Origin of the sequence: Pseudomonas sp. DE0157 (assembly GCF_007678615.1) — a bacterium.
Taxonomy (GTDB): domain Bacteria; phylum Pseudomonadota; class Gammaproteobacteria; order Pseudomonadales; family Pseudomonadaceae; genus Aquipseudomonas; species Aquipseudomonas parafulva_B.
In genome coordinates, this window is record NZ_VEJN01000001.1 from 485,978 (window position 1) to 498,468 (window position 12,491).

The 12,491-nt window shown below is 60.7% G+C and carries 12 protein-coding genes, 1 tRNA gene and 1 pseudogene; 10 read left to right on the forward strand and 4 right to left on the reverse strand.

Features of this window, described 5'->3' with window-relative positions; translation table 11 throughout:
* Positions 1-486: 486 nt before the first annotated feature.
* Positions 487-1,872: a GABA permease gene (gene gabP, locus FS777_RS02140; protein WP_078477839.1), complete on the reverse strand. Its 1,386-nt coding sequence runs from the start codon at positions 1,870-1,872 to the stop codon at positions 487-489.
* Between the two features lie 638 nt (positions 1,873-2,510).
* Here gabP and FS777_RS02145 point away from each other — a divergent pair.
* The 5 genes from FS777_RS02145 to FS777_RS02165 all read left to right on the forward strand — a co-directional run bounded on the left by FS777_RS02145 (position 2,511) and on the right by FS777_RS02165 (position 6,803).
* Positions 2,511-3,284, forward strand: a complete 774-nt coding sequence (locus FS777_RS02145) for an ABC transporter ATP-binding protein (protein WP_145253798.1) — start codon at positions 2,511-2,513, stop codon at positions 3,282-3,284.
* An 11-nt stretch (positions 3,285-3,295) separates the two neighbouring features.
* The gene (locus FS777_RS02150) at positions 3,296-4,048 is read left to right on the forward strand and encodes an ABC transporter substrate-binding protein (protein WP_058639938.1); all 753 of its coding nucleotides are present in this window, start codon (positions 3,296-3,298) and stop codon (positions 4,046-4,048) included.
* A 54-nt stretch (positions 4,049-4,102) separates the two neighbouring features.
* Complete coding sequence (locus FS777_RS02155; RefSeq protein ID WP_058606101.1) at positions 4,103-4,798, forward strand: ABC transporter permease; 696 nt, start codon at positions 4,103-4,105, stop codon at positions 4,796-4,798.
* A complete protein-coding gene (locus FS777_RS02160; RefSeq protein ID WP_078477838.1) occupies positions 4,795-5,484 on the forward strand; it encodes an ABC transporter permease in 690 nt (229 codons plus the stop codon). The genes FS777_RS02155 and FS777_RS02160 overlap by 4 nt, the downstream gene beginning before the upstream one ends.
* A gap of 113 nt (positions 5,485-5,597) precedes the next feature.
* Positions 5,598-6,803, forward strand: a complete 1,206-nt coding sequence (locus tag FS777_RS02165; RefSeq protein ID WP_145253801.1) for a methyltransferase — start codon at positions 5,598-5,600, stop codon at positions 6,801-6,803.
* Between the two features lie 426 nt (positions 6,804-7,229).
* Here the strand turns inward: FS777_RS02165 and FS777_RS02170 are convergent, their stop codons facing one another.
* Positions 7,230-7,520: a DUF3077 domain-containing protein gene (locus FS777_RS02170; protein ID WP_058639967.1), complete on the reverse strand. Its 291-nt coding sequence runs from the start codon at positions 7,518-7,520 to the stop codon at positions 7,230-7,232.
* 585 nt (positions 7,521-8,105) lie between these two features.
* On the opposite strand from FS777_RS02170, the gene FS777_RS02175 reads away from it, so the two are divergent.
* The 5 genes and pseudogenes from FS777_RS02175 to FS777_RS02195 all read left to right on the forward strand — a co-directional run bounded on the left by FS777_RS02175 (position 8,106) and on the right by FS777_RS02195 (position 10,193).
* On the forward strand, positions 8,106-8,354 hold the full coding sequence (locus FS777_RS02175; protein WP_078477836.1) for a hypothetical protein: 249 nt from the start codon (positions 8,106-8,108) through the stop codon (positions 8,352-8,354).
* Between the two features lie 98 nt (positions 8,355-8,452).
* A tRNA-Thr gene (locus FS777_RS02180) sits at positions 8,453-8,528 on the forward strand.
* A gap of 163 nt (positions 8,529-8,691) precedes the next feature.
* Positions 8,692-8,892: pseudogene (locus FS777_RS21590) on the forward strand (integrase); the annotation flags it as partial.
* A 584-nt stretch (positions 8,893-9,476) separates the two neighbouring features.
* Positions 9,477-9,659, forward strand: a complete 183-nt coding sequence (locus FS777_RS02190) for a type II toxin-antitoxin system HicA family toxin (RefSeq protein ID WP_078477835.1) — start codon at positions 9,477-9,479, stop codon at positions 9,657-9,659.
* Between the two features lie 87 nt (positions 9,660-9,746).
* Complete coding sequence (locus FS777_RS02195; protein ID WP_145253896.1) at positions 9,747-10,193, forward strand: type II toxin-antitoxin system HicB family antitoxin; 447 nt, start codon at positions 9,747-9,749, stop codon at positions 10,191-10,193.
* 297 nt (positions 10,194-10,490) lie between these two features.
* On the opposite strand, the gene FS777_RS02200 is transcribed toward FS777_RS02195, so the two are convergent.
* Together FS777_RS02200 and FS777_RS02205 are read right to left on the reverse strand one after the other, a co-directional pair.
* Complete coding sequence (locus tag FS777_RS02200) at positions 10,491-11,648, reverse strand: HAMP domain-containing sensor histidine kinase (protein WP_145253804.1); 1,158 nt, start codon at positions 11,646-11,648, stop codon at positions 10,491-10,493.
* The gene (locus FS777_RS02205; protein WP_145253808.1) at positions 11,641-12,453 is read right to left on the reverse strand and encodes an alpha/beta fold hydrolase; all 813 of its coding nucleotides are present in this window, start codon (positions 12,451-12,453) and stop codon (positions 11,641-11,643) included. Before FS777_RS02205 ends, FS777_RS02200 begins: the two co-directional genes overlap by 8 nt.
* Positions 12,454-12,491 lie beyond the last annotated feature (38 nt).

Sequence of the window (12,491 nt, forward strand, 5' to 3'; positions counted from 1 at the left end):
GCTGCGCGGCAGCCCCAGGATTTCAGCTTCTGAATTGATATTGTCGGGGCCGCTTTGCGGCCCATCGCGGCACGAGGGCCGCTCCCACAAGAGCGGGTTATCCTGCAGATACAGTTGATCCTGCAAGGCAAAACGACAAGCTGGTGAGCTGCCGATGACCTCAATGCTGCAGGGTCAGTAGCGGCTTGCAGTGCCAACCTATCGCTGAGTCAAAAGCCTTGAAAGGTTATGGCTCTCTGCTTCAAGGAAGTGCCATGCATGGCGATGGCGACTACATACAGCAGATAGCTTGCTGACGCCATCTTGTAGGAGCGGCCTCGTGCCGCGATGGGCCGCACAGCGGCCCCAGGTTTTCAGCTTCGGAGCAGATATGTCGCGGCCGGCCCGGCCACTCGGCAAGGACCGCTACATGGCATTGTGCAAGCTTGCAGATTTCGCGTAGAGCCGCTGCTTGCACCAGAGGGCAAGCGAGCGGTCGCCGCTGCCTTACTTGACCACTGCCGCCTGGCCACCAGCTTCGCGCTTGCGGTGCACCAGCAGCCCCGCAGCCACCACGGCGATGCTCAGCAGTGCCGTCGCGATGATCTCGATGCGGTGGTCCTCACGCAGTGCCATTACCCCCAGTACCGCCACGATAAAGGCAATGGTCGCCCAGGTCAGCCCTGGGAACAGCCACATCTTGAACGCGATCTGCTCACCGCTGGCCTCGCGCTTGGCACGCATGCGCAGTTGCGAAACGGCAATCACCAGGTACACCAGCAACGCGATGGCGCCAGAGCTTGCCAGCAGGAACTCGAAGACTTGGGCCGGCGCGAGGAAGTTGGCGAAGACGCACAGGAACGCCGCCGCAGTGGACAGCAACACCGCCACGTAAGGCGTAGCCGCCTTGGTGGTGCGCTGGGCCATCGCCGGGGCATCGCCACGCTTGCTCAGCGAGAACAGCATGCGCGAGGAGGTGTACAGCGCCGAGTTCAGGCAGCTGGTCACGGCGATCAGTACCACGATATCGACGATCAGCTTGGCATTGGGCACACCGATGCGGCTGAGTACGGTCTGGTACGAGCCGACTTCGGCCAGCGCCGGGTCATTCCATGGCACCAACGCCACGACCAGGAAGATCGACACCAGGTAGAACAGGCAGATCCGCCAGATCACCGAGTTGGTGGCGCGGCTGATCTGCTTGCCCGGGTCCTTGGACTCGGCAGCGGCGATGGTGACGATCTCGGTGCCCATGAACGAGAACATGGTCGTCAGCATGGCAGCCAGCACGGCGCCAAGGCCGTTGGGCATGAAGCCCTGGGTGTCGAACAGGTGGCTGGCACCGCTGACCTGACTGGTGGGTACCAGGCCGAACATGGCCACGCAACCGACCACGATGAACGCGATGATGGCCAACACCTTGAGCAGGGCGAACCAGAACTCGAACTCACCGTAATTCTTCACGCTGAACAGGTTGGTCACGGTCAGCGCCAAGGTGATCAGCAGGGAGAATGCCCACAGGTCCACGGCCGGGAACCAGGCATGCAGGATGGCTGCAGCGGCGTTGGCTTCCAGCGGAATGACCAACACCCAGAACCACCAGTACAACCAACCGATCGTGAACCCTGCCCAGCGCCCGATGGCGCGGTCGGCGTAGGTGGAGAACGAACCGGTGTCGGGTGAGGCCACTGCCATTTCACCGAGCATACGCATGACCAGCACCACCAGCGTACCGGCAGCTGCATAGGCCAGCAGCACCGCCGGGCCCGCCGCTGCAATGGCGTGGCCGGAACCGACGAACAGGCCTGCGCCGATGACGCCAGCGATGGACAGCATGGTCACATGCCGTTGTTTAAGCCCCTGAGCGAGGTCATTGGAATTGTTGCCGCTCATAAAACTACCTTTGCAAGGAGTAGATCACGTCGGTTGCAGATGCGCGGCTCGCGTCTGGAGCATGCACAGCGGCAACCCTTGATTGGAGACTGGCAATAACCGCGCCATGTGCTACGCGCGCTCGACCAGACCACTCTCAAGACCAACAACGGCGGGGGCTAGGGCAAAAAACGCCACCGCGTGGCCGATTAGCCATGAAAAGCGCTCATTACCGAAATACTCACTTACAAATGCACCAAAGGTGCCCCTCGGTAACACCTGCGCACCATCACAATGCAAACAGGGCGCAACCCTTCGGTACAACCCTAGGCCAAGGCGGCGGTCAAAAAGGCTGCACCAGGGTGGCTGGACAGGCTGCCCGGACAGTCAGGTTTCACGGGCACATGGTCCGAAAGCGCTTCCCTGGAACCGTCAAAACTGGCACCATCGCGCCTTTTTTCATCATGGCTCTGGTGCCGGGCAACCTCCCTTGTGGACATCTGCGCGACGTTGCGCTGCAACGATGCGACAAACTGCCCCACCAATGCCCAGAGTGCCCGGCGACCCTGTTGGCCGTCATAATGCCGCTATGCTAGCTTGGCGCACGCCAGGAAGGCCGCCAACAGCTGGGAACGCACCCGAACACATGAGGACCGCACATGGCTCAGGCCACGCCCGCGCTGGAAATCCGCAACCTGCACAAACGCTATGGCGAGCAGGAAATTCTCAAGGGCATTTCGCTGACCGCACGCGACGGTGACGTGATCTCCATCCTGGGGTCGTCCGGCTCCGGCAAGTCCACCCTGCTGCGCTGCATCAACCTGCTGGAAAACCCGCACCTGGGCGAAATCCTCGTGGCCGGGGAAGCCCTCAAGCTCAAGGCGGCGAAGAACGGCGACCTGATGGCTGCCGACAACCGCCAGATCAACCGCCTGCGCAGCGAAATCGGCTTCGTCTTCCAGAACTTCAACCTGTGGCCGCACATGTCGATCCTCGACAACATCATCGAGGCCCCACGCCGCGTACTTGGCCAAAGCAAGGCCGAGGCCGTCGAGGCAGCCGAAGCGCTGCTCAACAAGGTGGGGATCTACGACAAGCGCCACAGCTACCCCGCCCAGCTTTCCGGTGGCCAGCAGCAGCGCGCCGCCATTGCCCGTACCCTGGCCATGAAGCCCAAGGTCATCCTGTTCGACGAGCCCACCTCGGCCCTCGATCCGGAAATGGTCCAGGAAGTGCTTAACGTTATCCGCGCATTGGCCGACGAAGGCCGTACCATGCTGCTGGTGACGCACGAGATGAACTTTGCCCGCCAGGTGTCCAGTGAAGTGGTCTTCCTGCACCAGGGCCTGGTCGAAGAGCAGGGATCGCCGCAGCAGGTCTTCGAGAACCCGACCTCGGCGCGTTGCAAGCAATTCATGTCCAGCCACCGCTAACGGAGCAATACATGCACACCTACAAGAAGTTTCTCCTGGCAGCCGCTGCCACCCTGGTGATGTCGGCCAATGCCATGGCCGCGGAAAAACTGCGCATGGGTATCGAAGCCGCCTACCCACCGTTCAACAACAAGGACGCCAGCGGCAACGTCGTCGGTTTCGACAAGGACATCGGTGATGCCCTGTGCGCCAAGATGAAGGTCGAGTGCTCGGTCGTCACCTCCGACTGGGACGGCATCATCCCGGCCTTGAACGCCAAGAAGTTCGACTTCCTGATCTCGTCGCTGTCGATCACCGACGAGCGCAAGCAGGCGGTGGACTTCACCGACCCGTACTACTCCAACAAGCTGCAGTTCATCGCGCCGAAGAACGTCGACTTCAAGACTGACAAGGACTCGCTCAAGGGCAAGGTCATCGGCACCCAGCGCGCCACCCTGGCCGGCACCTACCTGGAAGACAACTACAGCGGTGTGGACATCAAGCTGTACGACACCCAGGAAAACGCCTACCTGGACCTGGTCTCCGGCCGTATCGACGGCATCCTGGCCGACAAGTACGTGCAATACGAGTGGCTCAAGAGCAAGGATGGCATGAACTACGAGTTCAAGGGCGAGCCGGTGATGGACAGCGACAAGATCGGCATCGCCGTGCGCAAGGGTGACACCAAGCTGCGCGACGACCTGAACAAGGCCCTGGCCGAAATCAAGGCCGACGGTACGTACAAGAAGATCAACGACAAGTACTTCCCGTTCAGCATCGAATGATCCGCCCCGATTGGCGCGCCCCGGTGGCGCGCCATTCCCTAGAATGACCTGCCCATGAATATCGACTTGCACGGATTCGGTCCGGCCATGATGGCCGGCACCCTGATGACCGTAAAACTGGCGCTGTGCGCCTTGCTGTTAGGGCTGGTGCTGGGCCTGCTCGGCGCCCTGGCCAAGACTTCCCCGATCAAGCCGTTGCAGTGGCTTGGCGGTTTCTACTCGACCCTGGTACGGGGCATTCCCGAACTGCTGTGGGTGCTGCTGATCTACTTCGGCACCGTGGGCCTGATGAACGCCCTGGGTGAAGCCCTGCACATGCCGGGCCTTGAGCTCAGCGCCTTTGCCGCTGGCGTCATTGCCCTTGGCCTGTGTTTTGGCGCCTACGCCACCGAAGTGTTCCGGGGCGCCATCCTGGCCATCCCCAAAGGCCACCGCGAAGCCGGGCTGGCCCTGGGCATGTCCAAGGGCCGCATCCTGTCGCGGATCATCCTCCCGCAGATGTGGCGCATCGCCCTGCCCGGCCTGGGCAACCTGTTCATGATCCTGATGAAGGACACCGCGCTGGTGTCGGTGATCGGCCTGGAAGAAATCATGCGCCACGCCCAGATCGGCGTGACCGTGACCAAGGAGCCGTTCACCTTCTACATGGTGGCGGCCTGCATCTACCTCAGCCTGACCGTCATTGCCATGACCGGCATGCATTTCCTGGAACAACGCGCCGCTCGCGGCTTCGCGAGGGCCGAACAATGAACTGGGAAGTGATCATCAAGTGGCTGCCACGCCTGGCCCAGGGCGCTACCCTGACCCTGGAGCTGGTGGCCATCGCGGTCGTGGCCGGCCTGATCCTGGCCATTCCGCTGGGCATCGCCCGTTCTTCGCGGCACTGGTACGTGCGCGCCGTGCCGTTCAGCTACATCTTCTTCTTCCGCGGCACCCCGCTGCTGGTGCAGTTGTTTCTGGTGTACTACGGCCTGGCCCAGTTCGACGCCGTGCGCGCCAGCGCGCTGTGGCCGTACCTGCGCGACCCGTTCTGGTGCACCGTGCTGACCATGACCCTGCACACCGCCGCCTACATCGCCGAAATCCTGCGCGGCGCCTTGCAGTCCATTCCCAAGGGCGAGATCGAGGCTGCGCGGGCGCTGGGCATGTCCCGGGCCAAGACACTGATCTACATCATGCTGCCCCGGGCTGCCCGCATCGGCCTGCCGGCCTACAGCAACGAAGTGATCCTGATGCTCAAGGCCAGCGCACTGGCCAGTACCGTCACCCTGCTGGAACTGACCGGCATGGCGCGGACCATCATTGCCCGCACGTACTTGCCGGTGGAGATCTTCTTCGCCGCTGGCCTGTTCTACCTGCTGATCTCGTTCATGCTGGTGCAGGGCTTCAAGCTGCTGGAGCGCTGGTTGCGCGTGGACGCCTGCCAGGGGCGCTGATCCTCTACCGGCCGCAGCCGGCTGGCCCGTGTTTGCCTAGCATGTGGATGCAAGGGTGAAAGCGGGTTCAGCCGACAGCACGGCCTGAACACCTTCTATCGACAGCGCTCCCAATGCCTACCTCCCTCCACAGCCACCTTCTGCTCGAACGCTTTCAGGCGCTTGATCGGTTTTTGATTGAGCATCAGGCGCTGTGGAAACCCAGGCCGTTCACCCACCTGCGCTTGGATTGGGAAGGCACCTACCCGGATCTGGCGCGACATCTGCGCCAAAACACCCTGGCCGATGCCGAGGGTGAGGTCGACCCGCACGCACTGCCCGCACCTTATCCACAGCTGGCTGATGCCGCCCAGACGCTCAGCGCTCTGGGTAACCTGCCAGCCTCTGCGCTCCGCGCCGCCGCGCACCGGCTTGACGTCAATGTGCCCGGCCGCAAATGGCAGCAGATCGAAGCCTTCGCCAGTCACCTCGCCTTCCGGGCACCCTCGCGTCACTGGCTGGACTGGTGTTCGGGCAAAGGCCATTTGGGCCGGCGTTTGCTGCAACCCGGCCAGCGCCTGACCTGCCTGGAGTACGACCCCGAGCTGGTGGCTGCTGGCCAGGCCCTCAGTGCCCATCACCACTTGCCTGTGCAACACATCCACCAGGACGTGATGGCCCCCGGCAGCGCCGAGCATCTGGATGCGGACACCAGCGTGGTCGCCCTGCACGCCTGCGGCGACCTGCATGTTCAGCTGCTGCGCCTGGCCAGCCAGCAAAACTGCCCACAACTGGCCGTGGCCCCGTGCTGCTACAACCGCATTGCCACCGCCCAGAACCAGGCGTTATCCACAGCTGCCCGTGCCTCGGCCTTGCAGCTGTCGCTGGATGACCTTGGCCTGCCCTTGAGCGAAACCGTCACCGCTGGCGCCCGCGTACGCCGCCAGCGCGACACGTCCATGGCCCGCCGCCTGGGCTTCGACCTGCTGCAACGCCAGCAGCGCCAGACCGACCAGTACCTGTCTACGCCATCGCTGCCGGTGGCCTGGCTGGCCAAGCCCTTCGAGCAGTATTGCCGTGACCTGGCGGCGCTCAAGCAACTGGACCTGCATGGGGATATCGACTGGGCAGCCTTGGAGTCGGCAGGGTGGGAGCGCTTGGCGCAGGTACGCAACCTCGAACGCCTGCGCAACCTGTTCCGCCGCCCGCTTGAGCTCTGGCTGGCATTGGATCGTGCCCTTTTTCTGACCGAACAGGGCTATGACGTGCGTTTGGGCGTGTTTTGCGACTATACCCTTACCCCACGCAACCTGATGATCCTTGCCGAGCGCGACAGATAGCCGCAGAACAACCTGTGGATAAGTCTGTGAACAAGCTTGGGGTTACCTGTTGGTGTACGCGGCCATCCAGATGGATTTGCTTATTCCAAAATCACGTTCAAGACCAGCAAAAACAGGCATTTGCGCAAATTCGGCTGGTTGAGGCCTGAGTTATGCCATTAGCACAAGCATTCGATGCCGCTTGTGCATAAGCAATTTTTCGGGGGCGATCTTTTGTTGATTTCAGAGAGGTTTGGTGCGTAGGGGTGGGGTTGCCATGCCGGAATTGGGAATGGCTTCAGAACCTGCCACGGCCTTGAGATTTTGAAGTCTGTTGTCTTCGAGCCGTTTCAAAGAACTGGGCGGGTACCTGAAAACGGGTTGCCTATCCGCTTGGCACCCTGGCCCTATCGTCATCCATGCAGCCGAGGTTCCGGTGGGCCTTCGCTAGTGGCGCTTGCCTTTGGCGATTTCGATGTCGTTCAGCAAGGCGTTGGCCATGTCGCAGAGGTAATCCGCAGCACCGAGCAGCTTATGGTCATCCTCCATGTCCCCCTCACGCACCAGGTGCCTGATGTAACCCATCAGGATCGAGACATGTTCGTACGCAGCATCCACCGGGATGCCGGGTTGAACGCGAAGGAGGTTTACGGGTGGGGTGCCGGCTTGGAGGAAGGTTTCTACGCCTGCGGTGGTGACAGCGCTTTCAACGGGTGGGTCAGGAACAATCGTTTTCATATGAAACCCCTATGTTCAAAGGAGTTGCCACATTCATGCTTCTCACGGGACAAAGGCGGCAACCGTGCACAGGGTGAGAAACCGAGTGAACATAGGAAGCCCGGCCAGACCGAAGTCTGCCCGTGCACGGTCGCCATTGAGCAGCCGCTAGGTTCAAAGTCGGGTTCTCACACCCGGTCGCCAGAGCGACGGGGCAAAGGTATCCGTGAGGTATTTCCCAGACAACGGCGATACTTCGGCAGAGCGCGTAGGATACGTCCGATAACTAAACTTGCAGAAGTCTACAGCTGGAGAGTCCAGACATTTCCTACAAAACCAAGGCTCGCAAGCTACAACACTCCAGCCCAACTCATCCACATGTGGGAGCGGCCTCGCGCCGCGATGGGCCGCAGAGCGGCCCCAAAACTCCCACCCCAAACCACATATCCCCCCCTACACACACACCGCAACATCCCACCCCTAATCCCCGCCCCCACAACCGTGTATCATGCGCCCCCCAAATCATTAAAAAGTGACGTCGCGCGCTGCCTGCCAGCCCTGCGGCCATCTGGCGTTGCGCCAGATTCGACAACGGACCTGACTCTCGTGACCCAAGCCAAGCCCCTCGCCCTGCTCGCCTTCGCCCTGGCCCTCACCGCCTGCGCCAGCGCCCCCTCGCACCCCGCCCCCGGCAACCTCGGCTGGAACCACCCCGGCATGCAGCTGGGCGGCGACCGAGGCCTGCCCCTGCGCGCCGACAACACCTGCCGCAAGCGCGGCTGCGACAACGACAAGCTGTTCTTCAACCCCGGCAAGACCGAGCCAAGCGTCACCACCATCCACCGCGGCTGGTAAGAAAATTCCCCTTTTGGGTCGGTGACTTAGGTCATTTTCAAACAATCGCAAGGAAGTGGTTTACACACGCCAAACGATCGTTATAATGACGCCCCATTGCCGGTATAGCTCAGCTGGTAGAGCAACTGACTTGTAATCAGTAGGTCCCGGGTTCGATTCCTGGTGCCGGCACCATATAAGGTTTCAGAGAAGGGTTTCAAAATCTCTGGAATTCACGAAAAACCCGCCTTTTGGCGGGTTTTTTCGTTTTGGCGTTCCGTCGAATTCCGGGAATAGCCAGCGCTAATAAGGCTAGTTTTAAGGGTAGAGGTCCGTTTCGATATCGGAGACTATCCTTGTGGCCCGCAAAACTGCCCCGCCTACCGGTACCCCCTGTCGCACGGCAAATCCCAGAAAGCGCGAGTACAAGCTCTTCGATGGGGGCGGTCTTGACCTGCTTGTGCAACCCAACGGCCGCAAAGGCGGGCGGCTCAGGTACGTGAAACCCGATGGCCGAGAAGGCCTGACTGCCCTAAGCAGTTATCCAGTGATCCGTCTGTTTCACTGGGAAGAGACGGGCGCTCTTGACAGTGCTGCAGCCCTTATCGCATTCGGTTTTGCGGCAACTTTACTCCTGACATAGGCGTGACAGACGCCAATGGCTCCAGCAGCAGCGCTGTAGGGGATGGCTCCGCAGACCAAGGGATGGAGTGCACCTGACTAACAGTCGGGCATGCCCTGGTCATCGCATTGCTGCATTTCATCCGACTCAGGATCTCGCAGCACTGGTCTCGTCAGCCAATGCAGCCTCTACCCGCCCACCTTTAACGGCTTCAACAGGCCAGATTATGAGATGCCCTCGCTCCAGGACGTCAGGAGCCGCCAGCCTCAGGCTAGAGGACATCCCCCACAATTCGCAGGGGCCACCCCTGATAACACTCAGCATTCTGGGCAGGATACGGGGGGTCGAGGATTAGCAAACGGAGGTGAAGCGTATGCAACTAGGGTCGATGCGAGCTCATCCCCTGCTGTGGGGAACAAGCGTTGGGTTATCGGATCTTAGACATTGTGTACTGGTGTGTACAATCCTCTGAATCGTTGTGTAGTATACACACATCCGCGGCAAGCTTTGAGGAGGTACCCGTGCACAGCCGAGACATCATCAAGCGGCTAAAGGATGACGGTTGGGTCAGAGTTAAAGGGACTGATGGGAGCCACCAGCAGTTCAAGCATCCAACCAGGAAGGGACGGGTTACGGTTCCTCATCCGAGTAAAGATGTGGCAATCGGGACGCTTCGAAACATCTGGAAGCAAGCCGGTCTCTGACCGGCTTTACACTTGCTGGTAGATCGTAAGCTTGCTGTTAGCAATAGTGAAATCGAATCGCCGAACTTTTTCGGAGGGATGTTTAAAATGAAATACCCAGTTGTTTTGCACAAAGATGAAGATTCCGATTACGGAGTGACAGTTCCAGACGTACCGGGCTGCTTCTCTGCTGGCGAAACGATCGATGAAGCATTGAGCGAAGTCCAACTTGCGTTAGAGATGCACTTTGAAGGTTTGGTAGAAGATGGAGAGCCTCTGCCGCAACCTCAAAACATCGAACTTCATAGGAAGGACTCGGCTTATGCCGATGGCATCTGGGCTTTCGTAGAATTCGACGTCACCCCCTACTATGGGAAGTCGGTTCGCTTTAACGCGTCTTTACCAGAAGGTCTCCTCAAACGCATAGATGATCGCGTGAAAGAAGACAGCTCTTATGCGTCCAGATCAGGATTTTTAGCCGCGGCGGCGCTGCACGAGCTGGCGAAAAACTTAAACGAAGGCATAGACGCTTTAAAAACCAGAAAGACAGTATGACTTGAAAACATTAAGGGCGCCCTACGGGCGCCCTAATAATGACTAGGTATACGAGCAAGAAACGCAACTGAAGCACTGAACCAACTTTGCGAGACTTGAGAGCTCACAGGGTATCCATTGAACTTCTGAAATGCCTTGTTGAGGCTGCTGTGCAGCTCATCGCGGCGCGAGGCCGCTCCCACCCTGGGATTCGCTCGGTTCCGGATGCGGTATTGGGTGGTTGCTCGTATGGGACGGCGCTTACGCAAGATAAGGGTTAGGATTCCCGGCTCATTGAACGCACCTGCCCAAGGCCCCTTATCCCAACCAAACCTCAAACCGTGTCCCCAACACCTCATCCGAGCACATGCTCACACTCCCCCCATGCGCCTCGGCAATCTTCTTCACGATAAACAACCCCAGCCCCACCGACCGCACCGTGTCCTGGCAATCGCTGCCTCGGGTCATCGGCTCGAACAACGTGGGCAGCAGCGCGTCATCGATCGCAGCACCATGGTTATGCACACTCACCACCGCCCCGTCATCCGAGAAGTCCGTTGTCAGGGTGATGGGGTAGCGAAGGTCGCCATAGGCCACGCCATTGGCCACCAGGTTGCCAATCAACTGCTGCAACCGATCCGGGTCGACCTGCACCACGCGTCGGCCGCGGGCGTAGTGCCGAATCTGTGCGTCAGGGAAGGCCACCTTCAGCTCACTTATCGAATAATCCACGGCACGTACCAGGTCCACTCGCTCGCGGCGGATGGTCATGCCGGGGCCGAGCCTGACCGAGGCGAAGTCGAGCAGGTCGACGATCATGCGCAGCGCGCGCTCAGTCGAGTTGTCGATGCCGGTCAGTAAGCGCCGGGCACGGTCGTTGGGTAGGTCGCGCTTGAGCATGGACGCGGCCATCTGGATGGCGGTCAGGGGGTTCTTCAGGTCGTGGCTGGCGATGGCGACCATCTGTTCGGAGAAAACAGCGCGGCGCTGCACCTCCTGGTAGGCGGCGGCGAGTTCGGCCTGGGCGCGTTGCAGGGCGCTTTCGGCTTCTATCTTCTGCGCCAGCATTTCTTCGGCGCGTTGCATGGCTTCCAGGGCGGCCTTGCCACTGCTGGTGCTTTCGAGGGCGCTGAACAGCGCCAGGTGGTAGCGAATGCCGTCATCACTTTCGCGGCGTACGCCGCTGAGCAGCATGGGCAGCTTGCGGCCGTCGCGGTGGCGCAGGGCAATCTTCACTTCGGAGATGGACCCTTGCATGTTCAGCAGTGGGCCCCAGTGGGTCAGCAGGAACACGCGGCCGTCGGCGGGCAGCAGTTGGTCGAAACTCATCGCGTGCAGGGTGGCGCTGTCGTATCCCAGCCAGTCGGCCAGGGTCTGGTTGCAGCGCACCAGGGTGCCGTCGGGCGCCATCACCACCAGGGCACAGGGTGCGTGCTCGAAGAAGGCCTGGGTGGACAGCAGCGCCGTGTTATCCATGGTCGAGGCCAAGGTGGGTGAAGAACTCGTCCATCGCGGCAGCACAAGCGCCTGACGCGCTCAGCTGGGGGTAGTGGCCCATGTTCTCGATGATGCTCAGCTGGCTGCTCGGCATGACGGTGTTGAGGTATTTGCCCACCGCCACAGGCACCACGGGGTCGCCCGTGCATTGCACGATCAGGGTAGGCAGTTGCAGGCCCGTCACGTCCTTGCGGTGGTCGGACAGGAAGATCACGCGGGCGAAATGCCGGGCGATCTGGGCGTCGGTGCGGCTGAAACTGCTGGCCAGTTCCTGTTCCAAGGCCGGCTGGCCGGGGGTGCCCATCAGCACGGGGGCCATGGAGCTGGACCAGCCCAGGTAGTTTTCGTCGAGGGTGGTCAGCAGGTCGTGCACTTCTTCGGGGGTGAAACCGCCGGTGTAGGCCTCGTCGTCCACATAACAGGGCGAGCCGCCCACCATGACCAGCCCCATCAGGCGGCCTGGCCGCTGGCGTTCGGCCAGGGCAGTGATCATGGCGCTGACCGAGTGGGCGACCACGATGACCGGGCCTTGGGCGTATTCGTCGATGATTTCGTTGAGGTCGCTGGCGTAGCCCCACAGCGTGGCGTACTTGTCGTGCTTGTAGGCACTGAGGTCCGAGCGCCCTGCCCCGACCAAGTCGTAGGTAACAACCCGAAAGCGCTCGAGAAAGTGCGGCAGTAGCAGCCGCCACATGGATTGGTCGCAGCCTAAACCATGGGAAAGAACGAGGGTCACGTCACCCGCTCCGGCTACCTGGACGTTGTTACGTTTTTGCAGGGTCATACCTCTCCCGAATACCGTTCAACGTCATGCTGAGCTGT

Excerpts from the sequence above, each read along its gene's own strand:
- FS777_RS02145 (WP_145253798.1), top strand. The coding sequence starts at position 2,511 with ATGGCTCAGGCCACGCCCGCGCTGGAAATCCGCAACCTGCACAAACGC.
- FS777_RS02170 (WP_058639967.1), bottom strand. The coding sequence starts at position 7,520 with ATGAAAACGATTGTTCCTGACCCACCCGTTGAAAGCGCTGTCACCACC.
- FS777_RS02195 (WP_145253896.1), top strand. The coding sequence starts at position 9,747 with ATGAAATACCCAGTTGTTTTGCACAAAGATGAAGATTCCGATTACGGA.
- FS777_RS02155 (WP_058606101.1), top strand. The coding sequence starts at position 4,103 with ATGAATATCGACTTGCACGGATTCGGTCCGGCCATGATGGCCGGCACC.
- FS777_RS02150 (WP_058639938.1), top strand. The coding sequence starts at position 3,296 with ATGCACACCTACAAGAAGTTTCTCCTGGCAGCCGCTGCCACCCTGGTG.
- FS777_RS02165 (WP_145253801.1), top strand. The coding sequence starts at position 5,598 with ATGCCTACCTCCCTCCACAGCCACCTTCTGCTCGAACGCTTTCAGGCG.
- FS777_RS02200 (WP_145253804.1), bottom strand. The coding sequence starts at position 11,648 with ATGGATAACACGGCGCTGCTGTCCACCCAGGCCTTCTTCGAGCACGCA.
- gabP (WP_078477839.1), bottom strand. The coding sequence starts at position 1,872 with ATGAGCGGCAACAATTCCAATGACCTCGCTCAGGGGCTTAAACAACGG.
- FS777_RS02160 (WP_078477838.1), top strand. The coding sequence starts at position 4,795 with ATGAACTGGGAAGTGATCATCAAGTGGCTGCCACGCCTGGCCCAGGGC.
- FS777_RS02205 (WP_145253808.1), bottom strand. The coding sequence starts at position 12,453 with ATGACCCTGCAAAAACGTAACAACGTCCAGGTAGCCGGAGCGGGTGAC.